Source organism: Flavobacterium erigeronis, assembly GCF_054075165.1.
Genome location: NZ_JBSKGP010000009.1, coordinates 158,065 through 181,366, shown reverse-complemented (window position 1 = coordinate 181,366; position 23,302 = coordinate 158,065). Strand labels below are relative to the sequence as shown.

General features: G+C 31.0%; 24 protein-coding genes. 7 read left to right on the top strand and 17 right to left on the bottom strand.

The window, feature by feature from the left end:
• Positions 1–66: 66 nt before the first annotated feature.
• The 5 genes from ACWA1F_RS18145 to ACWA1F_RS18125 all read left to right on the top strand — a co-directional run bounded on the left by ACWA1F_RS18145 (position 67) and on the right by ACWA1F_RS18125 (position 3,391).
• Positions 67–1,032 carry a KpsF/GutQ family sugar-phosphate isomerase gene (locus tag ACWA1F_RS18145; RefSeq protein WP_456895693.1) on the top strand — a complete coding sequence of 322 codons (966 nt, stop codon included), beginning with the start codon at positions 67–69 and terminating at the stop codon, positions 1,030–1,032.
• Positions 1,032–1,847 (top strand): twin-arginine translocase subunit TatC, encoded by an 816-nt coding sequence (gene tatC, locus ACWA1F_RS18140; protein WP_306157970.1) that lies wholly within the window; start codon positions 1,032–1,034, stop codon positions 1,845–1,847. The genes ACWA1F_RS18145 and tatC overlap by 1 nt, the downstream gene beginning before the upstream one ends.
• A complete protein-coding gene (locus ACWA1F_RS18135; RefSeq protein WP_306157973.1) occupies positions 1,840–2,193 on the top strand; it encodes a carboxymuconolactone decarboxylase family protein in 354 nt (117 codons plus the stop codon). Before tatC ends, ACWA1F_RS18135 begins: the two co-directional genes overlap by 8 nt.
• A 138-nt stretch (positions 2,194–2,331) precedes the next feature.
• Entirely contained in the window at positions 2,332–3,072 is a 741-nt protein-coding gene (lptB, locus tag ACWA1F_RS18130; RefSeq protein ID WP_031455966.1) for an LPS export ABC transporter ATP-binding protein, read from the top strand.
• Positions 3,073–3,166: 94 nt separating this feature from the next.
• Positions 3,167–3,391 (top strand): DUF5808 domain-containing protein, encoded by a 225-nt coding sequence (locus ACWA1F_RS18125; protein ID WP_456895690.1) that lies wholly within the window; start codon positions 3,167–3,169, stop codon positions 3,389–3,391.
• 51 nt (positions 3,392–3,442) lie between these two features.
• Here ACWA1F_RS18125 and ACWA1F_RS18120 read toward each other — a convergent pair whose 3' ends face one another.
• Together ACWA1F_RS18120 and ACWA1F_RS18115 are read right to left on the bottom strand one after the other, a co-directional pair.
• Positions 3,443–4,297, bottom strand: a complete 855-nt coding sequence (locus tag ACWA1F_RS18120) for a glycoside hydrolase family 25 protein (protein WP_456895688.1) — start codon at positions 4,295–4,297, stop codon at positions 3,443–3,445.
• Positions 4,298–4,306: 9 nt separating this feature from the next.
• Positions 4,307–5,017 (bottom strand): CDP-alcohol phosphatidyltransferase family protein, encoded by a 711-nt coding sequence (locus tag ACWA1F_RS18115; RefSeq protein WP_456895686.1) that lies wholly within the window; start codon positions 5,015–5,017, stop codon positions 4,307–4,309.
• 192 nt (positions 5,018–5,209) lie between these two features.
• Here ACWA1F_RS18115 and ACWA1F_RS18110 point away from each other — a divergent pair, with 192 nt between their 5' ends.
• Positions 5,210–6,277 carry a putative type IX sorting system protein PorV2 gene (locus ACWA1F_RS18110; RefSeq protein ID WP_456895684.1) on the top strand — a complete coding sequence of 356 codons (1,068 nt, stop codon included), beginning with the start codon at positions 5,210–5,212 and terminating at the stop codon, positions 6,275–6,277.
• A 35-nt stretch (positions 6,278–6,312) separates the two neighbouring features.
• Entirely contained in the window at positions 6,313–7,449 is a 1,137-nt protein-coding gene (locus ACWA1F_RS18105; protein WP_456895682.1) for a lipoprotein N-acyltransferase Lnb domain-containing protein, read from the top strand.
• Positions 7,450–7,451: 2 nt separating this feature from the next.
• Here the strand turns inward: ACWA1F_RS18105 and ACWA1F_RS18100 are convergent, their stop codons facing one another.
• The 15 genes from ACWA1F_RS18100 to ACWA1F_RS18030 form a co-directional block, all read right to left on the bottom strand.
• Entirely contained in the window at positions 7,452–8,846 is a 1,395-nt protein-coding gene (locus tag ACWA1F_RS18100; protein ID WP_456895870.1) for a sugar transferase, read from the bottom strand.
• Positions 8,847–8,911: 65 nt separating this feature from the next.
• Positions 8,912–10,252, bottom strand: a complete 1,341-nt coding sequence (locus ACWA1F_RS18095) for an O-antigen ligase family protein (RefSeq protein WP_456895680.1) — start codon at positions 10,250–10,252, stop codon at positions 8,912–8,914.
• Between the two features lie 3 nt (positions 10,253–10,255).
• A complete protein-coding gene (locus ACWA1F_RS18090; protein ID WP_456895678.1) occupies positions 10,256–11,326 on the bottom strand; it encodes a glycosyltransferase in 1,071 nt (356 codons plus the stop codon).
• On the bottom strand, positions 11,323–12,441 hold the full coding sequence (locus tag ACWA1F_RS18085; RefSeq protein WP_456895676.1) for a glycosyltransferase: 1,119 nt from the start codon (positions 12,439–12,441) through the stop codon (positions 11,323–11,325). Before ACWA1F_RS18085 ends, ACWA1F_RS18090 begins: the two co-directional genes overlap by 4 nt.
• A gap of 3 nt (positions 12,442–12,444) precedes the next feature.
• Positions 12,445–13,347: an FkbM family methyltransferase gene (locus ACWA1F_RS18080; RefSeq protein ID WP_456895674.1), complete on the bottom strand. Its 903-nt coding sequence runs from the start codon at positions 13,345–13,347 to the stop codon at positions 12,445–12,447.
• An 8-nt stretch (positions 13,348–13,355) separates the two neighbouring features.
• A complete protein-coding gene (locus ACWA1F_RS18075; protein ID WP_456895672.1) occupies positions 13,356–14,426 on the bottom strand; it encodes a glycosyltransferase family 4 protein in 1,071 nt (356 codons plus the stop codon).
• Complete coding sequence (locus ACWA1F_RS18070) at positions 14,423–15,565, bottom strand: glycosyltransferase family 4 protein (RefSeq protein ID WP_456895670.1); 1,143 nt, start codon at positions 15,563–15,565, stop codon at positions 14,423–14,425. Before ACWA1F_RS18070 ends, ACWA1F_RS18075 begins: the two co-directional genes overlap by 4 nt.
• Positions 15,565–16,191: a CatB-related O-acetyltransferase gene (locus tag ACWA1F_RS18065; protein ID WP_456895668.1), complete on the bottom strand. Its 627-nt coding sequence runs from the start codon at positions 16,189–16,191 to the stop codon at positions 15,565–15,567. Before ACWA1F_RS18065 ends, ACWA1F_RS18070 begins: the two co-directional genes overlap by 1 nt.
• 25 nt (positions 16,192–16,216) lie before the next feature.
• Positions 16,217–17,617, bottom strand: coding sequence for a glycosyltransferase family protein (locus ACWA1F_RS18060; protein WP_456895666.1), 1,401 nt, complete (start codon positions 17,615–17,617; stop codon positions 16,217–16,219).
• Position 17,618: 1 nt separating this feature from the next.
• On the bottom strand, positions 17,619–18,503 hold the full coding sequence (locus tag ACWA1F_RS18055; protein WP_456895664.1) for a hypothetical protein: 885 nt from the start codon (positions 18,501–18,503) through the stop codon (positions 17,619–17,621).
• On the bottom strand, positions 18,503–19,936 hold the full coding sequence (locus ACWA1F_RS18050; RefSeq protein WP_456895662.1) for an MBOAT family O-acyltransferase: 1,434 nt from the start codon (positions 19,934–19,936) through the stop codon (positions 18,503–18,505). The genes ACWA1F_RS18055 and ACWA1F_RS18050 overlap by 1 nt, the downstream gene beginning before the upstream one ends.
• A 35-nt stretch (positions 19,937–19,971) precedes the next feature.
• Positions 19,972–21,105: a UDP-N-acetylglucosamine 2-epimerase gene (gene neuC / locus ACWA1F_RS18045; protein ID WP_456895660.1), complete on the bottom strand. Its 1,134-nt coding sequence runs from the start codon at positions 21,103–21,105 to the stop codon at positions 19,972–19,974.
• Complete coding sequence (gene neuB / locus ACWA1F_RS18040; protein ID WP_456895658.1) at positions 21,098–22,138, bottom strand: N-acetylneuraminate synthase; 1,041 nt, start codon at positions 22,136–22,138, stop codon at positions 21,098–21,100. Before neuB ends, neuC begins: the two co-directional genes overlap by 8 nt.
• Before the next feature lie 23 nt (positions 22,139–22,161).
• On the bottom strand, positions 22,162–22,827 hold the full coding sequence (locus ACWA1F_RS18035; RefSeq protein WP_456895656.1) for an acylneuraminate cytidylyltransferase family protein: 666 nt from the start codon (positions 22,825–22,827) through the stop codon (positions 22,162–22,164).
• 76 nt (positions 22,828–22,903) lie between these two features.
• Positions 22,904–23,101, bottom strand: a complete 198-nt coding sequence (locus ACWA1F_RS18030; protein WP_456895868.1) for an LbetaH domain-containing protein — start codon at positions 23,099–23,101, stop codon at positions 22,904–22,906.
• Positions 23,102–23,302: the final 201 nt, after the last annotated feature.

Genomic DNA, 23,302 nt, shown 5'->3' with positions numbered 1-23,302 from the left:
TGTATAAATTTGCAACACATAAAGATACAACTTTCTTTTATACATACAAATTTTAAATATTCTGTTTTGATCACAAAAGAAAATATATTGGCGATTGCCAAGAAAACAATACTCTCTGAAAGTGAAGCAATTACAAAACTAATTGATTTTTTGGACGAAAATTTTTACGAAGCTGTCCAACACATATACAAAACTAAAGGCCGTTTAATCGTAACTGGGATAGGAAAAAGCGCCATCATTGCGCAAAAAATGGTTGCCACTTTTAATTCAACCGGAACTCCTTCTATGTTTTTGCATGCGGCTGAAGCAATCCATGGCGATTTAGGAATGATACAAAATGATGATGTCATTATCTGTATTTCTAAAAGTGGAAACAGCCCTGAAATTAAAGTTCTGGTTCCTTTGTTAAAAAGATTCGGAAACACTTTAATCGCTATTACAGGAAATGTAACTTCTTTTTTAGCAAAAGGCTCAGATTACGTTTTAAACACTACCGTTACAGTAGAAGCATGCCCGATTAATCTAGCGCCAACAAACAGCACTACAGCGCAACTTGTTATGGGAGACGCTCTTGCAGTCTGTTTAATGGAAATGCGTGATTTTAAACCTGAAGATTTTGCAGTTTATCACCCAGGTGGCGCATTAGGAAAAAAACTTTTGCTACGCGTAAAAGATATGATCGAGCATTCCTTAAAACCAAGCGTTACACCAGAAACTTCAATTAAAAAAGCAATTTTTGAAATTTCAGAAAAAAGATTAGGTGTAACTGCAGTAATTGAAGACAATAAAATTGTTGGAATTATTACGGATGGAGACATCAGAAGAATGCTTAACGACAGAGATTCTATCGCTGACTTAACAGCAAGAGATATTATGTCTAAAAATCCAAAAGTAGTTTCGTCTGAAACTATGGCGGTTGACGCATTAAATATTTTAGAAGATTTTTCCATTACACAACTTATCGTTGCAGACAATGGAGAATACAAAGGAGTTTTACATTTACATGACATTTTAAAAGAAGGAATAGTATAATGGCAAAGAAAAATCTTGGCGAGATGTCATTTTTGGATCATCTTGAAGAATTAAGATGGTTATTGGTTAGAAGCACAATTGCAATTATCATAATGGGAATTGTGACGTATTTTTTTAGTGATTATTTATTTGACGAAATAATACTGGCACCGACAAAACCTTCATTTTTTACTTATGTATGGTTTTGCGATTTATCTCATCAATTGGGATTTGCTGACAGCATTTGTATTACCGAATTGAATTTTATAATTCAGAACACAGAAATGGAAGGCCAGGTCAATATCTTTGTTTGGATGTGTCTTTTGGTCGGTTTTATCACAAGTTTTCCTTATATTCTTTATGAGGTATGGAAATTTATAAGTCCAGCGTTGTATGAGAAAGAGCGTAAAAATGCAAAGCTATTTATCTTCTCTTCTTCAATGCTTTTCTTTTTAGGAGTTATATTCGGTTACTTTGTCGTGATTCCGATGTCGGTGAACTTCGTCGCTACTTTCTCTGTGAGTAAAATGGTTGTAAATCAGTTTACCATTGAGTCTTACATGGGAATGGTTAAAACGAGCGTTCTAGCAAGTGGATTATTCTTTGAGCTTCCGATCATCATTTATTTCTTAACTAAATTAGGACTTGTAACTCCTGAATTTTTAAGAAAATATTGGAAATATGCCGTTGTAATTATTTTAATTGTTGCAGCTATCGTAACACCTCCAGATGTTGTAAGTCAAACTATTGTTGCAATTCCAATGCTTATTATTTACGAAGTAAGTATTCTGATTTCGAAAATTGTTTATAGAAATAAATTAAAAGAAAATGTCTGATATAGTTCAAGAATTTAACGACTATCGTTCTAAAATGAACGAAAAACTGCTTGCTGATAATAACAAAATTGTAAAGCGAATTTTTAATCTTGACACCAATGCTTATGCTGAAGGCGCTCTTGATGTAAAAACAAAAGAACTTTTAGGTCTTGTTGCTTCTACCGTTTTAAGATGTGACGACTGTGTAAAATACCATTTAGAAACCAGCTATAAAGAAGGTGTTTCTAAAGAAGAAATGATGGAAGCAATGGGAATCGCAACTCTTGTTGGCGGAACAATTGTAATTCCTCATTTAAGAAGAGCTTACGAATTCTGGGAAGCTCTTGAAGAACAGGCTGGTAATTAGATAATTTGATAATTAGTCAATTAGATAATTCAACATGTTATGTTAATTGATTTAATGGATTAATTTATTTTATCTTATTTTGCCAAAGAGATAAGCAATTATCTCATTATCAAATTGACACATTATCTAATTAAACAAATGAAGCTAAGAGCCGATAATTTAATAAAAACATACAAAGGACGAAGTGTTGTAAAAGGAATTTCCGTTGAAGTAAATCAAGGAGAAATCGTAGGGCTTTTGGGGCCAAATGGAGCTGGAAAAACAACGTCTTTTTACATGATTGTAGGATTGGTAAAACCAAATCAAGGAAACATTTATCTTGACGATTTGAATATTACCGATTACCCAATGTACAAACGTGCACAGCAAGGAATTGGTTATTTGGCACAAGAAGCTTCTGTTTTCAGAAAATTAAGTATCGAAGACAATATTCTAAGCGTTTTACAATTGACTAAACTTTCTAAAGAAGCGCAAATTGCTAAAATGGAAAGCTTAATTGAAGAATTCAGCTTAGAGCATATTCGCACCAACCGAGGCGATTTACTTTCTGGAGGTGAGCGTCGTCGTACAGAAATTGCACGCGCACTGGCAACCGATCCAAAGTTTATTTTATTGGATGAGCCTTTTGCTGGAGTTGACCCTGTTGCGGTTGAGGATATTCAAAGAATTGTAGCGCAATTAAAAAATAAAAATATCGGAATCTTAATTACCGACCACAACGTTCAGGAAACATTAGCCATCACTGATAAAACATATTTAATGTTCGAGGGAGGAATTCTTAAAGCAGGAATTCCAGAAGAATTGGTAGAAGACGAAATGGTTCGTCGCGTTTACCTTGGACAAAACTTCGAGCTTCGTAAGAAGAAATTGGAGTTTTGATTTTAGTGAGCAGTGGTCAGTTTTTTAGAGTTCAGTCGTACTGATTACTTAAAAACTGACCACTGAATACTTTTTTTCAAAGTAATTTAAAAAGATGAAAACAGAAAAACCAACTCAAGAAGATTACGACAACTGGCACAAAGATCCAAAGAATTGGTATTTTTTCAACTCCATTTATTACAATCCAAAAGATGACAGATTACTTCCTCCAAAAAAGATAAAATGGATGGGATGGACAGTCAATTTTGCAAATCCTTACTCGGTTTTAATCCTTATTGCAATTCTCGCATTAATTCCGCTATCTCAACTTTTAAAATAATATCCTTAGTATCAGTTTAAAACTGAACACTAAAAATCTGAGCACTGAACACTATTCTACTGTAATAAAATGCAATTGCTCTAAATCTCCATTGTAAATATTAACGTCAACTCGGTGTTCAATTCCTGGTAAAGAAGCTTTTTCTGTAAACTGCCAAAACAGCCAGTCGTCTTCAATTTTTTCTCTGTAGAAATTATAATTGGCGATCCAGAAAAGATAATCGCTAAATTCTTCTTTTAGAAAATCGGTATAATATCTTTCTCCCGAATAAATAATTGGGCGAACTTGATAATGTTTTTCTACTTTATTCAGCCAGCGTTTTAATCCCACTTTCAAACTATCTAGGGACTGATTTTTAGGCAATTTTTCGATATCTAAAACTGGTGGTAAATCTCCTTTTTGCAATTTCACTGTTTTGATAAAAAGGTCGGCTTGTTCGATAGAATTTTCGTTTGGTCGATAATAGTGATAAGCACCGCGCATGATTTTATTCTCTTTCGCACCCTCCCAATTTCTCTTGAATTGCCTGTCAACACGGTCATTTCCTGCAGTGGCACGGATAAAAACAAATTGAACTGGGTATTTTTCATCCAAAATTTCAACTTCTTCCCAATCGACTTTTCCTTGAAATTCAGAAACATCAATTCCGATTACTTTTCCTTTATGATTTTCGAGAACTCGAATATTTCGCACATCCGAAAGATGTTTATCAACCTCATCTTCTTCCAGAACTTTTTCTGTTTTAAAACCTAAATAATAGGCAAGTCCTTTGCGATAATGATAAATTATCCCAATGAATAGAAGTCCGAAAAAAATCAATAAAAGTGAACGAAAAACTTTGCTCAAGAAAGATCTCCCAGCGGGTTTTCTTGAGTATGTTTTACGATAAGTCGTTTTTCTTGCCATTCAACAAAATTACTTTTTCAGAAACAGATTATTGATAATAGACAATAGCACATAAAAAGCAATAATCAACGGAATTGCAATATATTGAAGCAAAACAATCATCAATACAGAAATAATCAAAAACACAATTTGAAGCGCGTTTTCTTTATAACTAAATTTTTTAATTTTTAAAGAAAACAGCGGAATCTCAGCATTCAAAATATAAGCACTGCATACTGTTATTATCAATAAAACCCATTGATTAGTTAAAATTTCCAAAATCATCAAAGAATCTGAAAACGAAATAACCAAAGGAAGACTTAAAATAAATAAGGCGTTTGCTGGTGTTGGAAGTCCGATAAAAGAATCTGTCTGGCGTGTATCGATATTAAAATTAGCCAAACGATAACAAGATCCTAAAGTGATGATAAATCCTAAAAACGGAATTGCCGGATGAGTCCCTAGTTCGTGCGCGCTATTGGTAAACATGCTGTACATTACATATCCAGGAGTTACTCCACTTGTCACCATATCTGCCAAAGAATCCAATTGCAAACCAAGCGGACTTGAAACTTTAAATAATCTAGCAAAAAAGCCATCGAAGAAATCAAAAAAGATTCCTAAGCAAACCATATAAAAAGCCATTAGATAATTATTTTCGGAAACATAAACAATTGCAACGCAACCGCAAAAAAGATTAATTAATGTAATTAGGTTTGGAATGTGCTTTTTAATATTCATAGCTTTATTTTTTGATAATGGCAGAGAACAAATTTAGCATAATAACTGGATGCAAAACGAGTTTTTTAGAGAGTTTTTTATTTCTAAATACGACTTTGGGAATATTTAGGCAAAGGAACTTATTAGATGAGTAAAATATTATATTTTTGGTAAAAATTTAAAAACAGGCCTCGATCTGCAAAAACATATACGTTGAAGAAATATTTAGTGTTTTTATTCTTTTGGAGTTGTACTTTTCAGTATGCACAAACCGTTCGAAAATATTCGAATGAATTTATGAATATTGGAGTCGATGCCGCTGCTCTCGGAATGGCAAGTGCCGTAACTGCTTCTACCACTGATGTAAATTCTGTTTACTGGAATCCGGCAGGTTTAACTAATCTGGAAGATCATCAGATTGCTTTAATGCACGCCAGTTATTTTGCCAATATTGCCCAATACGATTACATAGGTTACGCAAGTCCGATTGACGATAGAAGTGCTTGGGGAATTTCGATGATTCGTTTTGGAGTAGACGATATTATGGACACCACGCAATTAATCGATAGTCAAGGAAATATTGATTATAATAGAATCAGATTGTTTTCTACTGCAGATTATGGTTTTACTTTTTCTTATGCGAGAGAACTTCCTATAGAAGGATTTCAATATGGTGTTAATGCAAAAGTGATTCGAAGGGTAATTGGAAAATTTGCCAATTCGTGGGGATTTGGATTTGATGTCGGACTTCAGTTTGAAAGAAACAACTGGAAATTCGGTTTAATGCTTCGCGATATTACCACAACTTACAACGTTTGGAATATTGATGAAGAAGAATATGCTAAAATTGCCAATGCAATTCCAGGAGAAAATAATGAGTTGCCAGAAAGTACAGAAATAACATTGCCAAAAGCACAATTAGGAGTTTCAAAAAGATTTGACTTTCATAATGAATGCAGTCTTGTAACTTCTGCAAATTTAAATATGCGTTTTGAGCAGACGAATGATATTATTTCATCAAAAGTAGTAAGTATAGACCCAGCTCTAGGGTTTGAATTTGGCTATACCGATTTGGTCTTCGTACGCGCAGGTGCAGGGAATTTCCAAAATGTAACGCAATTGGACAATACCGAAAAAGTAAATTTTCAGCCTAATATTGGTTTAGGCTTTAGATATAAAGGCATACAAATTGATTACGCTCTAACCGATTTAGGAAATCAAAGCACAGCATTGTATTCTAATATTTTTTCCTTGAAAGTAGATTTAGGTATCTTTAGATAATAATTTAAAACCATAAAACATCAAAATTTTAAATCATGAAAACTGTCATGTTCAAAAAAGCACTTTTTACTTTATTATTCTTATCCAGTTTTATTGGTTTTAGCCAAAGCCTAGCTTTATCTAAAGATGCTAAAGTAAGTATTTTGACCTGCGGATTGGGAAACGAAACGTATTCTTATTTTGGGCATACGGGAATTAGAGTTTTAGATCCAGGAAACAATTTTGATGTTGTTTACAATTATGGAACTTTTGATTTTAGAACGCCTAATTTCGTAATGAAATTTGCAAAAGGAGATTTGCAATATTTTGCAACTGTGCATTCTTATGCCGATTTTTTCAACGAATATACCTATGAGAAGAGAAGCATCTATGAGCAGGAATTATTGATTTCTCAAGATTTAAAGCAAAAAATTTTCGATAAATTAAACGCTGTTTTAGATTCTGAAGAGCGTTATTACACTTATAAATTCATTGATAAAAACTGCACCTCTATGGTCGTTGATGTCGTGAATAAAACTTTAGGCGGAAATGTGATTGTAAAAAAAGACGATACAGACAAAACTTATCGTTCTATTCTCTTCCCTTACTTTGACGGTCATTTCTATGATCAGTTGGGAACCAGTATTATTTTTGGAACAAAAGTCGATCAAATGGGAACAAGAATTTTTCTTCCATTTGAATTGAAAAATAGTTTAGACAAAACTACTTTTCAAAATAAACCATTGGCAGCAAAAAGCAAAACACTATTAGAGTTCACAAAAGAAACACCAAAATCTTGGTGGAACAACATTTACACGTATATCTTCATCTTGCTTTTTGTAATCTTTGCAAGAAACAAAACAGTAGATAAAATCTATTTTTCGATTCTATCATTAATTGGAATATTCTTCGTTATTATGGGATTTTACTCTTTTCACCAAGAACTGGCAATGAATTATAATGTTCTATTATTTAGTCCGCTTTTATTGGTTTTAGTTTTGTTCTCCATTTTCAAAAACAAATTATGGACTTATAGATTTTCGTTAATCAACTTTGTACTTTTAGTAATTTACTTTTTGTTTTTGATTAACAAAGCACATTTCTTTATCACGTTGCCATTAATCATTACAAGCGGAGTAGTTCTGGTACGAACAGCAATCCGTAACAAAAGACCAATCCCGATTATAATCTAAAATTACTGACCTCTGTAAAACAGAACTGTCGTAATAGTTTTGAAGGTAATACTTAAATCGAGAAAAACACTTCTGTGCTTGATATAGTACAAATCATATTGAAGTTTAATCAAACTTTCGTCGATTGATTCTCCGTATGAATAATTGACCTGTGCCCAACCTGTAAGTCCAGGCTTAATTACATGGCGTGTTTCATAAAAAGGCATTACAGCAGCAATTTCTTCAACAAAAAAAGGACGCTCAGGTCTTGGACCAATTACAGCCATATCTCCTTTTAAAATATTGATGAATTGTGGAAGTTCGTCAATTCTAGTTTTTCTCATGAATTTACCAAAAGGCGTAACTCTTTTATCATTATGAACAGCAAAAACAGCCCCATTGGTTTCTGAATTTTCTGTCATGGTTCTAAACTTATAAATTTCGAAAACCACTCCGTTTTTACCAACTCTTTCCTGCGTATAAAATAGGCTACCTTTATTGGCAAAGATGTTACAAATAAAAATTATCGGGGCGAAAACTAGAGAAACTAAAAGACCTAAAACAGAAAAGACGATTTCAATCAGTCGAGTAAAAAACAAATAGAGTTTGTTATTATTGCTTCTACTAAAAGGGAAAAACCTATAAAAGTCTCTTTCTATATAATGAACAGGAATTCGCTGTGTTTTGCTCTCGTAAACCTGACTATATTCTCTAATAATATTTCCTTTTTCTAGCAAATGAAGCAACTGTTGGTACAAATCTGAAGTAATACCATCTGTTTTTTGCGATGCAATAATAATCTCCGAGACATTGTGTGTAGAAACAAAATGCTCTAGATCTTCCTTCTTTATTTCTTTCACATAATGAAAATCTAAATTTTCTTCTGCAATAGAGTCGGAGTTTACAAAACCAATAATTTTATAGTGCGGATCAACATTTTCAAGTCCCAAAACTAATCGTTCGACTTCACTTTGACCACAAATCAAAACCACATTTTGTGAGAATCGATGAGAAGCTAGAAAATAACAGTAAAATAATCGCCATGCTAAAAGTGTAATTAATATTGTAAAGTAGAATATTAATATAATTAACCTTTGTTTTGGAAGAACAGGGGAAAGTATTGGCGTGAATAAATAAGCTAAAACAGTGGCTGTGGCAGTAAAAACAACATTTTGCAGAATCTGAAGCTGATTGCTGGCAACCTGCAAATTATAAATTTCAAATATTACTCCAAAAATGTAAAGATAGCTTATCAATAAAAGAATGCTCAGCGAGCTGTGCATATCAAAATCAAAATAATGATAATCGAATATGGAGCTTAGTAAATATAAAGCAGATAAAACAAAAACAGCATCGAAAGAAAGAAGTAATATTTTCCTCTCCGAAATTTCGAAATGCATTTTCTTTTTTGATGATATCACTGTAGGTTTAAATTTGGTTGTTGGGCAGAGCAAATGTATCGCAAAAAAAAACAACTAACCTATTAATTTTCTGTTTCTTCGGGAATTTTTATTTGGACAGAAAGGAGGCACAATGCGTATACAAAAGCAGGGGCGGCAATTCTTAATGCTGCATGATTGATTGTAAGAAGCCAAAAGAGAAAAAAGGAAAAAAAATAGATATGTTGTCTGTTATTTATATAGAGAGCAAAAGGTGCGAAAAGTAAAATAAGAAAACTAAATATACCAAATAAACCATGTTCGCTAAGCAAACGAGAAATCTCGCTATGAGCTGCTACAGCTTGTCCTAAAGTTTCTTTTCTATTTTCTTTACCCATTCCTACTCCAATACCCAAAATAGGATTATCTAGAAACAATTTTAAATCTGTATCAATAACAGCCTCTCTACCTCCTAAGCGGTCTTTTTTCTCTCTTCCTTTACCATCTTTATTAGCATATCTTTTTTCAATCATTCCATAAGTCTGTAATGATGTGTATGCGAATATTCCTGCTCCAAGTATGCCTGCAAATAAAAATACCAAAATAATTTTCCTTTTACCCTTATCATTTGAAAAAGAAAAAAGTATAAGTAATAAAAGCAAAATCATTACAACACCCGTAATTACACCTCCTCGAGAAAATGTTGCAATAGCACGATAACTAACCAATATTAATAAAATAAAATTTATGAATATTTCTTTTTTCGATTTGGAGAAAAGAACCAATTGTGAAAAAAAAACAAACATTCCTAATCCTAAAATTGTTGATACTTGATTAGGCCCAAACCCTCCTGAAGTTTCAAAATTAGATTGAGTCCCTGTAACAACATCTTTTACACTAGGATTATATAAGAATAAATAAATAACTGTTGAGATAATAGGTAAACCAATCGCAACTAATACATTTTGTAACTGCGAAAACGAAAATCTCTTTTTATACATATAAATAGATGCAATTGCTAAACATAATGCTCCAGACAAGTTAAAAACTATAGCTTTTTTAATATCAAAATCAATATTTTCTGCAGAACTCACGACTAGAACCCCAGGAACTAATAAAAATAAAAAAACAACATATAAGAATGATTTTATCGAAAAATTGCTGTAAAACATCCCTACTATCATAAAAAAAATTACGAGAAATTTTACGTATTCATTATTAAAGTTACCTCCAGTCATTCGTAGAAAAACCTCAATTCCTACTAAATATGCAGATACAAAAATTACTTCATTATTTTTATTCTGGTTTCTAATAACAATTGAAAGCCCTACAACGGGTATTAAAAGTGCATAAATTTTAGATAAAAAAGGCACAACAAAAATAGCCAGCCCTACGACTATATGAATCAAAACAAGAAATGTATATGATATTGATTTATTTTGCATTTTTTATTTTCTATATAACTTCATTAGCTTTTCAACCACCACTTCTTCTGAATAATTCCTATTAGCGTTTTGCATGAAATTCTCTGCGAGCTTATTTCTAAACGGTTCGTTTTCTATAATTTTGATTAATTTCTTTTTTATTTCTGACTCATTTAACGGATCAAACAATAACCCATTTACCTCATCATCGATAATCTCCGAACAATAACCCGCATTTGTCGAAACAACCGGTAAGCCAGCCAAAGCATATTCTAGTAACGTTACGGGAAACCCTTCATCTGTTGAAGCTAAAACTCCTACAGAAGCCTGCGACAATATATGCTGAATATCACTTCTATTTCCATATAAAAAAATATGATTCTTTAACGAATTTTTGTTAATAAAGTCTTTCAAAATTTCGGAATAGTAATCTTCAAAATCTTTTCCTACCAAATGTAATGTCCAATCTAAATCTTTTAATTTTAAATCAAGAAAAGCTTTTAGGATTGCAATATGATTTTTAGGGCTTTTTAAATTGGCCAAAAACACAATACGTTTATTTTCAAAACCTTCTAAAGTCGTTGCTTTCTCAGGTTTATCTTTTAAAGATGAAAAATTTGGAATAAAGATTATTTCATTGCACAGCATATTTCTTTCGCTCCACTCCTTTAATTGTAAATTCACTACAAAAATGGAAGAAAAAAAGAATGAACAAAAAATTAAAACCTTATTTTTTTTTCTTGACTCCTTAGATCTCGCTCCATAATGATCATGCCAAATAATCTTAATCTTTGGCATGGTTAATTTTGTTAAAATCGCAATAAAAAAAGAAGAGCCATGAGCATGAATTATAGTTACTTGATTTTTAATTATAAAATTTCTTAATCTAAAAACCGCTCCGAAATCAAATATTTTCTTTTTATTTAAAAATAGATAGGAAACGTTCTGACTCAATTGACTAAGCAGCTGACCTTCTTTCCTTGTTGCTATTAACCCTGAAAAGTCAATTTTTTCTGTTAAAGAATTTGCAAAGCTAACTGCTATTCTCTCTGCTCCACCAGCCTCTAAAGAATCTATTAACTGTAAGACTCTCATTTTATAAGTAATTTTTCAATTTCGCTTTCAAATCTGTCTATTGTAAAATTCTGTGACCATTCTTCAGCTAGTCTACTCTTTATTGTGAATAAGTTTTCATCAGAAAGAATATCCTTAACTTTTATTAAATCTTTCTCAAGCTTCATTTCTAATAAAATTCCTCTTTTTCCGTAATCAACCATAAAAGGTAGACAAGAAATATTTGTTGTTATTGGCAAACATCCCCAAAACATTCCTTCGGCTATAGCTTTTGGCCATCCTTCGCTTTTTGAAGGTAAAATTACAAAATGACTTTTTTTGTAAAATTGCTTTACCGTTTCTTTATTTTGATTTCCATATAAAAAAACAAAACTTTCAAGCTGATTATTTTTTATATAAACTTCTAAATTTCCTCGTTCAATTCCTTCTCCAAAAATATGAAGCGTAACATTCTCACCATTCTTTGCTAAATTCTCTATCAGTTTAATCGCATACAGTGGATTTTTCCCAGAAACTAAGCTTCCAACAAAAATAAAAGTTGCGTCTAGATTTATACTTTTTTTCGGAAGAGTTTCTTTTTCGCTTTCAGAATAGGTCGCTGTAAAAAAAGGCTTAACATTTTTAGACTGTTTTTCCCATTCTCCATAAACTAAAACCTGCATATTCCTAGTTAAAAATGTATTGCTTAAAATCCACTTTTGTAATTTGTAAGTAAAAGGCTGTTTACTCTCAGGATCCCAATTTCCAGCATATTTTGCTGTCTTTTTTTTTGAAGGGAAAAATATTTGAATTAAACAACCTAACAATCCAACGTTTCCTGGACATCTGAGATGTATATGATCCGCTTTTCTCATTACCTTATAGATCTCATATGCATTTTTTGGAATTTTAAAAAAAGCTTGAATTTTAGCTCTACTAGTAAGTATATTAAAATTACTAATTTCAATAAATTTAATATTAGAATGTTCATAAACCAATTCAATTTCTGGTTCCTTACTTGTACTAATAGGAGCAGTAATAATAACCTGATCAGCATATTTATTCCATATATTCATTTCTCTCACATATGGTGCATAAGAAAAAAAATGTCCATTTTTGTTAGAATGAATAGCATGGGTAATTATTGCGAATATCATACTTTAAAAAAAAGGTTTTATAGCATTATATAAAACTGCATTAGATAATTTTTTGTAGCAATTTTCATTTTCCTTTGGAATACAAATCCAATTTTTATTAGTTTTTATTCTAAATTTCTCAATATCAACCTTTTTTATTCCCAAAGAATCAATATAATAAGAATCATAATTCATATTCTCAATTTCTTTATAAAGAAAATCAACACTTATATTTGCTCTTTTTTCTAAATAATTCCCATTGACTTCCAAAATAATAAAAGGTCTGAACTTATTAATAATATTTTTGGCACCTTTTAGAACACTGTATTCATGGCCTTCTACATCAATAATAATAGAAGAACAGCTTTGTATATCAATTAATTCCCTATCCAAGGATACCATATCAATTTCAATTGTTTCTTCATTTCGTTCTAAAGCGATATGTCCCGATCCAGAATCATTTTTAGTTGGTATTTTAAAATCTATTCTGCCTGTAGTATCAGATACAATTTTTTCATAAAGATGTAGATTATCAAAGTTATTCAACTTCTTAATTTCTACTAAACACTTAAAGTTTAAAGGGACTGGTTCAAATGAATGGATTAAATTGTTTTTATTAAAATCTGCAAAAGAAATTGTTTCGGTACCAATATTTGCACCAACTTCAATAATATCTCCATTTTTGATTTTTAATATTTTCTTAGCCAATACAATATTTCGCCAATCAAAAAACCCATGAATGGCAAGTTTAAAAGCATGAAAATCTTTAGTGTTCCCTTTAAATGTACCTCCTGTGAAAACTTTTCTTTCAAAATCTAATTCTAAATCTTCTGCTTCTTTTACAGTAATAATCCAGTTCCTAATTTTTTGAGAAATAATTGGCGGTAAGAATTGTGATAAAAATTTAGCTATATAGAATTTATTCATAAAATATGTTATATTAAACTTTGCAACATATTAGCGGTTTCGTTTGTGTTTTTTTCTAATTCAAATTTTTCTAGAAATCTTTCATAACAATTGGCGCTAAATTCATTTCTAAGTGCAGGTTGCTTTAATAAAAAAATCATTTTTTCTGAAAGATCATTTTCATTTTGAGTTTCAAATAGGAATCCGTCTTTTTTATCCCTAATAACTTCAGCTATACCCGTATTATTCGCACCAATAACAGGCGTCTTGACTGAGAAACTTTCAATTATAACAAAACCAAATGCTTCTGTTATAGAAGGCACAATTGAAAAATAAGCTGATGAAAATTCATTCAATAAAACTTCTTTAGACTGATTTCCAGTAAAAATTATATTATCCTTAATCTTTAACAAGAGAGTCATTTCTAAATATTTTTCAAATTCACTACTATTAAGATTGCCACCTATAATTTTTAGTTTCAATTTCGGGAACTCTTTTAAAACTTTCGGCATAGCTTTTAAAAGCGTGTCAATTCCTTTAGATGGATGCATACGACCTGCATATACAATTTTATTACTCTCAACTTCAACTTTATTTTGAAAATTTTGAGTTTTTACAGCATTATAAATAACATGAATTTTTTCATTTTTTACTCCAAAATTATTTATAAGGTCTTGTTTAACCGCATATGAATTTACCAAAACATTTGTACACAATTTATAAACCATCCTTTTTCTAAGCTCAAGCATTTTGCTGTTTTTAAATTGTGTTGAAAGTGTTCTACACCAAGCTATTCTATTTTTTACATTTAATATAAAGCCTGCAACGGTAAACATGTTAACCGCTCCGAAAATTGAAACCATCAATACTGGTTTAAATCTTTTTATTAGTTTACATAAAAAAACAAAATCTTTAAACTTGTTTGGTCTAACTGAAGGCCATTTGAAAACCTCAATATTCGAATTAGCTTCAATTTTTCTTTCTAATCTATCTGTAATTATAATTACATTATTTTCTTCTGCAAGCTTATTTGCAAGTTGCAAAAAAAAATCTGTTACAGAAGAATTTGAAATACTAAAAGACAAGAAAATAGTGTTCATAAGTTTTTATAGAAATTTATATTTTTTTTGCTAATAAATATATTATCAAATTTTTTCATTACTGATAGTCTTGCTTTCTCACCAATCATTTTGCTATTCTCTGGATATTCAAAAAACCATAAAATTTTTTTTGCTATATCTTCCACATCCAGTGGATCACACAATAAACCTGTTTCATAATCTTCAATTATCTCTGGCCCTGGACCATATTTTGTAAAAACAACTGCTTTTTCCATGGCCATTGCTTCTGGAGCGACTAAACCTTGAGTTTCCATATGTGACGGAAAAACGCATACAGAAGCTTCTGAATATACTTTGGGAATATCGCTGTAAGAAACTGCCCCATTAAAATGAATATCTTCTCCTAGCTTACCTAATTGCGATATTTCGTTTTCTTTTAACATCTCTATATAAGAGCTTCCATCTGGAAAAAACCAATCTCTACCATAAATTTCAAGAGTTGCATCTGGAAATTCTTTTTTTACATATGGAAAACACTGAATCAATTGGCGCACACCTTTCTTTTCGCAAACTGTACCAGCAAAAACAATTCTATTTTTATATTCTTTTTCAGTTACTTTGGGTTTAAAAAACTCTGTATCAATCGGATTACTTATATAAGCTATAGGTTTATTATTAAAACTTAGATATTTCTCGGTATGATTTTTTACATAATGCGAAACAGCAATAAACGCGTCACTTTTCTTAAATGACCTTTTTTCCTGAAATCCCTTCCATTTATTAATCTTTCTTTTTTCACTTTCGGCAAAAAAATGATGTCCTCCGTGAAGTCTAATAATATATTTTATGCCTTTTATTTTAGAAAGAAACGCAAGCCCAAGTTCAGAAGACTCAACAATCTGAATAGGATTCTCTTGGTGAATTTCTCGGAGTTTAGAATTGATTGCCTCAGAATTGAAATACCATGACAATCCTTTTGTTTTATTTGGTTTTAATCGATAAACATTTACACCGTCAATATTTTGAGTTTCTGTTTCTGTAGTATAATTAATTCCGACAACTGAAACTTTAATTCCATTTCTGACTAATGCAACAGAAAGTGTTTTAACAAAAGTACCTATCCCGCCATGCGGGAATCCTTCTTTTGGAAATTCGTTTGTTAAAAAACAGATGTGCATTATAAATGTTTTTGAATAAATGTTTCAATAGGTAAATAGAAATCGTTTATATTTTCTTTAATCTTTTCTTCAGACCAATCCCACCACTTTATATTGTTCAATGCATTAATATTTTCTGAGGTATGTTTAATTTTTATAACTTTTGCAGGTACTCCACCTGCAATTGCATAATCAGGAACATCTTCAGACACTACAGCTCCCGCTAAGATAGTTACTCCGTTTCCAATTGTGACGCTTGGCAAAATTGTGGCATTCATTCCTATCCAAACGTCGTTCCCAATCACTATATTTGCCTTATCAGGTTTTAAAGAGCTCGTTATCTTATCGACTTTATATACAATATTGTTGATTGTCAACTCTTCATCTTTGTTTAAAACGTGATGGAATAATGGAAAAGAAGTAATCTCACTTTCTGTATGATAACCAGAATCACAAATAAAATTAACATCATTTGCAATAGAACAATATTTACCAATCTGCAGCTTGGAATTGTTGTACCATTTCCATACAAAAGCACCGTTATCATATGTTTTATTTCCCACATATACCCATTTAGCATCTTTTAAGTATGTTGATCTTTTTCCTTTTAAATAATTATAATAATTAATTCCCAGAATCTTCCACAAAAACTTTCTGATTTTCTCTATCATATTATTTTTTTTCTCTTCTATTTTCTAACACTTTTGCAATTTTAAATGATGCATTATTTACATCCTGTACATTTATTATTTCAAGCCATTTTTTACAATTTTCTATAGAAATCCAATCTTTTTTATATATGATCTTACTGATGATTTCCTCTTTACCATTGAGCCAAATTACAGAATTATTATTTGGCATGCTTTTAAAATGTTGAAACCTATAAATCATTTTTACTGACCAATTCTTATCAGTCTTATTTTCTTGATCATAGTTAATAAATACACACGGTTTATTAAACATGGAAAAATCGAACGCCATTGTTGAGCCAACATTAACTACTGTATCTGAATAAAAAGCAGTACTAACTAATAATTTGACATCATCAATTGATGGATATACTAAATTCCATTCTTTTGATTTGGTGAAATGCCACAGCGGGGGAGCTTCCTTGATTAAATCCTTATATTGTTTTAATACTTTATCAAATCTACCCGAAAAATCTACGGGACATCTTCTTAATAAGATTTGATATTCATGTTGCAAATTCGCTTTGGTAATTTCCTCCGCAATATCTTTTAAATAATATGGGTCATCAGGAGATGTTTTAGTATCATCTCCTGAGAAACATATAATTTTTTTATTAGGATCTAAGTTATATCTTTTATAAAAAACTTCTTTATCAATTATATTATCCGAGTCTTGATAAAATTCAAACTGAGGAGTTCCTGTTACATGAATTTGCTGAGGTGCTATTTCTGGATAATAGAGATTCAGTTCATTTTTCATGTAAACTGACCAAACCAAATAGTTGTCTGCTCGTAAAGCCATACGTGCTTTTGGTAAATTATCCCACGAATAAATAACGGTTGCTGTCGGAATATTCAAATCAACAGCGGCACTAAATACTGTTGCTACTTTTAATGCTCTTTGATGTGAACAAAAAACAATTGAAGGTTTCGTTTCGCTTAAAATATCTTTAACCTCACTGTAAAAAATATTTTGGCGAATAGCTTTTTGATATTTTTTTTCGAGTTTTAAAATACTAGAATAATTTTTAAAATGAGGAGCTAAAAACTGAATAAATTTGTAAAAACTCTTTTTAGCAAATGACTTTTGATTCCAATTCCAATTGGTTAATAATGTTGGATTACCAACTTTGGAATCATTATAGTACAATCTTGAAAGACATATCAATTCACGAAGAAACTTTTCTTTAAACGATTCTTTATAATCTGGAATTACAATATCTTCATTGATAAAAGTATTCTCTTCAATAGCTCGTACAGTTTCTGAATCGAAATTATGAAAGAGAACTAAATCGCCATTAAAACTCTTAAAAACATTTGAATAAAGATAATTCCTTATACCAACACCGTCTGGAAACAATAATAAAACCCTATCTTTTTTCATTTTATTTTTTTGTGAAAAAATCTTCTAATATTCTTGCTGTAAAAATCTTAGCTCCAGCATCGTTCAAATGTCCACAAGACGAAAAATATTTATCTTCTACAACTACATTTTCATAGTTATGAATCTCTGGATATACTTTTTTTACTTTATCGAAATAATTCATTCCTTTTACATTTTCGCACATTGGCGTCATAACTGCTATAAAATTAATATTGTGACTTTTGCAAAGGCTTTTTATTTCTTCGTAATATTTATTATGTGGCAAAGGATTCAAATTTGCAATATTATTTTTCATATTGCCATTTTTATGTTTTTGAAGAGGATAATATCCTAAATTATCTTGCGCATTTGTTTTTTTGCCAATAGAAACGAAAAAAAAATCTCTAAATCCAATTTTACTATCGTATTTTATATATCTATAAAAAGGAATATAATATAGCTCGTCAAAATCTGATTCATTCGAGAAATGATCTTTTATAATTTCTGAATCATGAATGTATGGCAGAAATCTTGCAGAAATTCCTTCAGCTTGATGTTCGTTTGAAAGGTTTAAATCGGCTTCGAGAATGATATTTTTTATCTCGTATTTTCTTTCCAACATTAATTTTAGCATTAGCGATGCTTCAAATAAATGGCCTCCACTCATTCCATAATTAAATGTTTTTAGTCCTTTTTCTTCAAACATTTGAGCTACAAAGTGATTATTTGCTCTTGAAGATCCAAGAATAACAACATCGTACTTCTGAGCTTTTGAATTAAAAACTTTCTCAATTTTCCCTCTTTCATGAGATTGCATAAAGACATACGTGTAGATTCCGTCTAAAAGAAATGCTATTAACACAGTTATTAAAACAATTGTTGCTGTATAAATTACAAATTTCTTCATTAAAATTGAAAGTATATAAATTCTTTATAATCTGAAAAAGTTCCAAAAGCCATTATAGCTAAAATGGCCAAAGCTGTTTTTAACATGCTCATTTTTCCTGAAAGCGGTTCTATTTTTAAACGATTATTCCATTCTATTAAAACAAAAACGCCAATCATCAATAACAATTCATAACTATAACGTTCGTTATCGAGATATTGAAAACTAAAATCCTTGCTTGTTATAATGCGTTTTAGATATGAAACCGCATCTGTTATTGTTCTCGCCCTAAAAAAGACCCATGCTACGCAAGTCAATAAGAATGTATACAATATGCTAGCAAATATCTTTACCGAATCAAAATTGAATCTTAATTGAATGGCATCCATATTATTTCGATTACTGTTTGATAAAAGTAACGGAAGAAAATAAACTGCATTTATAAATCCCCAAGCGATATAAGTCCAGTTTGCTCCGTGCCAAAAACCACTAACTACAAAAATTATAAACGTGTTTCTGATTTTCATCCAAAGCCCTCCTTTGCTTCCGCCCAGAGGAATATACAAATAATCTCTAAACCATGAAGAAAGAGAAATGTGCCATCTGCGCCAAAACTCGGCTATATCTCTTGAAAAATAAGGATAATTGAAGTTTCGCAATAAGTCTAAACCAAATAGTTTTGAAACTCCTAAAGCAATATCTGAATATCCTGAAAAATCTCCATAAATCTGAAAAGCAAAATAAATAGCTCCCACAATAAGTGAGAAAGAATTCATTGAAGTATAATTATCGAAAATAGCATTTGCATAAGGTGCACATGTATCTGCAATAACTACTTTTTTGACTAATCCCCAAATAATTTGGTAGACACCTTCTTTGGCAGTCTGATAATTAAATTCTCTTTTTACTTTTACTTGTGGTAATAAATGAGTTGCTCGTTCTATTGGTCCAGCCACTAAAAGAGGAAAGTAACTTACAAATAAGGAATAATCCACAAAATTATATTCGGCTTTTATTCTCTTAAAATAAATATCAATTACATACGAAAGTCCGTGAAAAGTATAAAATGAAATTCCTACAGGAAGAATAACATTCAATAAAATAGGACTCGCTTTAAAACCTGCAGAAGTTAATAACTCAGCAAATGAAGAGGCAAAGAAATTATAATATTTAAATATTCCTAAAAAACCTAGATTAACTATAATACTAAGCCAAAACCAAAAATTCCGGCTTTTCTGAGATTTTCCTTTTTCTATTTGAATTCCAGTGTAATAATCTAAAAAAGTGGAAAAAACCAATAGAAATAAAAATCTCCAATCCCAACAAGAGTAAAAATAATAACTCGCAACAATTAGCAATGCATTTTGTGTGCTTTTGCTTTTATTAAAAACAAACCAATAGAGGAAGAAAACGATTGGCAGAAAAATAGCAAATGCTATAGAATTAAAAAACATAAATATTTTTAAGTGACATTTATTAAATAAGATATTTATATATCTCTAAATTGTTTTTGGTGATTGAGTTGCCAAATATCGTTTTTCTTTAGTGATTGTAAAAATAATTCGTTGCTGTTTCCTGATCCAAAATCATTATTTGAAATATCAATTTTATGAGAATCTATTTTTGAAAGCGCATCATTTACATTTTCTTTCGAATAATCAACATTCATAATATCTGCATGAACAGCTCTATTTTGCTGGCGTGTTCCAATATTTATAATTGGAATTCCGTAATAGGGAGCTTCTCGAATTCCTGCACTACTATTACCTATTATAAACTGACTATTCTTTAATAAGGTCAAAAAATATTCAAATCTAAGTGAAGGAAAAACTCTAAACCTGTTATTCTTTTGTAATCTATCGAATTCATCCAAAATATATTGACTTCCTAAATCATTATTTGGGTAGATAACAATATAATTATGACTGTCACTTAATAAGCAATCAACAAAATCGACAACATATTTTTTCATCGAAGCAAACTCTGTAGTTACAGGATGAAACATTACGATTGCATATTTATCAAATGAAATTTCATAATATTTTTTTGCCGTTTCTAAAGAAGGTAGATTTTCCGAGAACATAATATCTATATCTGGGGAACCTATTGTAAATATAGATTCTTTTACCTCTCCCATCTGAAGCAATCTTTTAGCTGCTTCTTTATTAGAAACAAAATGGATATGGCTCAATTTGCTTACGCTATGACGAATAAGCTCATCAACAGTTCCAGAAATTTCTCCTCCTTCAATATGAGCTACAAGAATATTATTTAAAGAACCGACAATTGCCCCCGCCAATGTTTCGACGCGGTCACCATGTATAACAATCATATCAGGTTTGGTTTCTTTACAATAATTAGAAAGTCCTTCAATTGTCTTTGCCAGTGTCAAATCCATTGTGGTTTCATGGGTATGATTTTCAAAAGTAAATACATTTTTAAAGTTGCAACGCTCAATTTCTATCAGGGTATATCCATATACTGCCTGAAGATGCATTCCAGTTACGAAAACAAAAACCTCAAATTCTTGCTCTTTTTCAAGTGTTTGAATCAATGATTTTATTTTTCCGAAATCTGCACGCGTTCCTGTTAAAAAAAGAACTTTTCTAGCGGAACTATTCAAAATCAGGAAAATCTAATTGTTCATCCTTTTCGATATCTCTTGACGCTGTTTTACCAATCAAATCATTAAACTGTTCTGCCAAAATCTTACCTGTACCAGGTCTTTTTACCCAAATATTTTCTTTAGTAAAAGTTTCTCCTTTTTTAATTGAAGCAATAGAGCAGACTGTTGCAAAAGCAAAATCGATAGTTACCTGCTCTTCATCTGCTGGCTTTTTTGTACCGCCTCGCATTAGAGCAATTTCTGCACTTGAAACTATTAGTTCTTTACACGCTTTTTCGTCCATACTGCACACAATGTCTGGCCCTTGTCTTTGCATATGATCTGTGAAATGTCTTTCTAAAATACTAGCACCTAGAGCAACTGCGCCTAAACAAGCATTATTATTTAAAGTATGATCGCTTAGTCCAAATACTTTATTCGGAAAAGCTTCGTGCAGTTCAGTCATCGCTCCAAAACGCACTAAGTGAATTGGAGTTGGATAAAGATTGGTAGTATGTAATAATGCAACAGGGACATTATGTTTATCAAAAATAGCAACTGCTTTTTGAACACTCTCAATAGTATTCATACCTGTACTAAGAATTACAGGCTTTCCAAAAGAGGCAATATGCTCCAATAAAGGGTAATTATTACACTCGCCTGAACCTATTTTATAAGCTGGAATATCAAACTTTTTTAATCTTTCTGCTGCCGCTCTAGAAAAAGGAGTAGAAATAAAAATCATTCCTTTACTCTCGACATAATTCTTTAATTCAAATTCTTCCTCTTCATTTAAAGAACATCTTTCCATAATTTCATAGATCGAAACATCTGCATTTCCTGGAATTACTTTTTTAGCAGCTCCCGCCATTTCATCTTCTACAATATGCGTTTGATGCTTTACAACCTCGACCCCTGCTCTTTTAGCCGCATCAACCATTTCTTTGGCTACCAGTAAAGAGCCTTCATGATTAATTCCTATTTCGGCAATGACTAAAGGTGGGTAATCTGGTCCGACTTTACGACCTGCTATTTCGATATATGGATTCATTTATTCTTGAATTTGGGATTTTTTTATTTCTTTAGATACAGATATCTCGCGTAATCTAAATCATCTTGAGTATCGATATCAACTTGTGCAAAAATATGATTTACTTTGAATGGTAATGCATTTTCTGAAATAATTATATCATTTAAAATTAAAGTCTTTTTTGTAATATACAGTAGCCCATTTTCAAAATAAAGTGGCTCTAAATCCTGACTTCTCTGCCCTATAGAATAATTAAATGGTATAAATTTATCATCGATAATTTTTCCAAACTTTTGATGGTTTCTCGAAACTGTAAACAAACTGTCTTTGTTTTCTTTCCTAAAATCTTCAAAAGTTTCTTGTAATAGATTTTTAGGACGTAGCGGATTTGTTGGTTGCAATAAAACTACATTTTCAATCTGATCAGAATCAATATTTTCTAAAACATTCTTTAGAGCAGAAACAGTTTGTTCCAAATCCCCCGAAATAGATTCGGGTCTATCAATAACCTTCGCGCCATATTGCACTGCAATTTGTTTAATTTCATTATTATCTGTTGAAACATAAACCTCATCTATTATGGCTTTATTTTCTTTTGCATAAATAATAGAATGGGCAATTAGAGGTAAATCTCCTAAGGTTTGAATGTTTTTTTCAGGTATTCTTTTAGAGCCTCCTCTTGCAGGAATTATAGCAATTGTTTTATTCATAAATACTATTTTTATTTTGAAAATCTTAAAAAAACAACGGTTTAATTTTATCTAATTCAGATTCTGAATAATTCCATCATCGTAGTCCTTCTATTTCTTGAATAATATTATCCGCAAATTTCTTTTTAATCATTTTTGCTGGCACGCCTCCAACAATTGAATAAGGAAGAACATCTTTTTTTATTACGGAACCAGCAACTAAAATTGCTCCATTTCCAACAGTAACATTGCCTACTATTATTACATTATGACCTATCCAGACATCATTACCAATAAATATTTTGTTTTATTGTCTAATACTTTTTAACTCGCCATCAAACAAGTTTTTATTAATATAGGTTGACATATAATTAGTTGGATGATTTTTAGCAAATATTCCAACATCAATTTATCTGATATTTCCCAATCTTTACATCACCGTGTATAAAATTATTATACTCTAATATCGTTGCAAATCTAATTATGACTTTGCTTC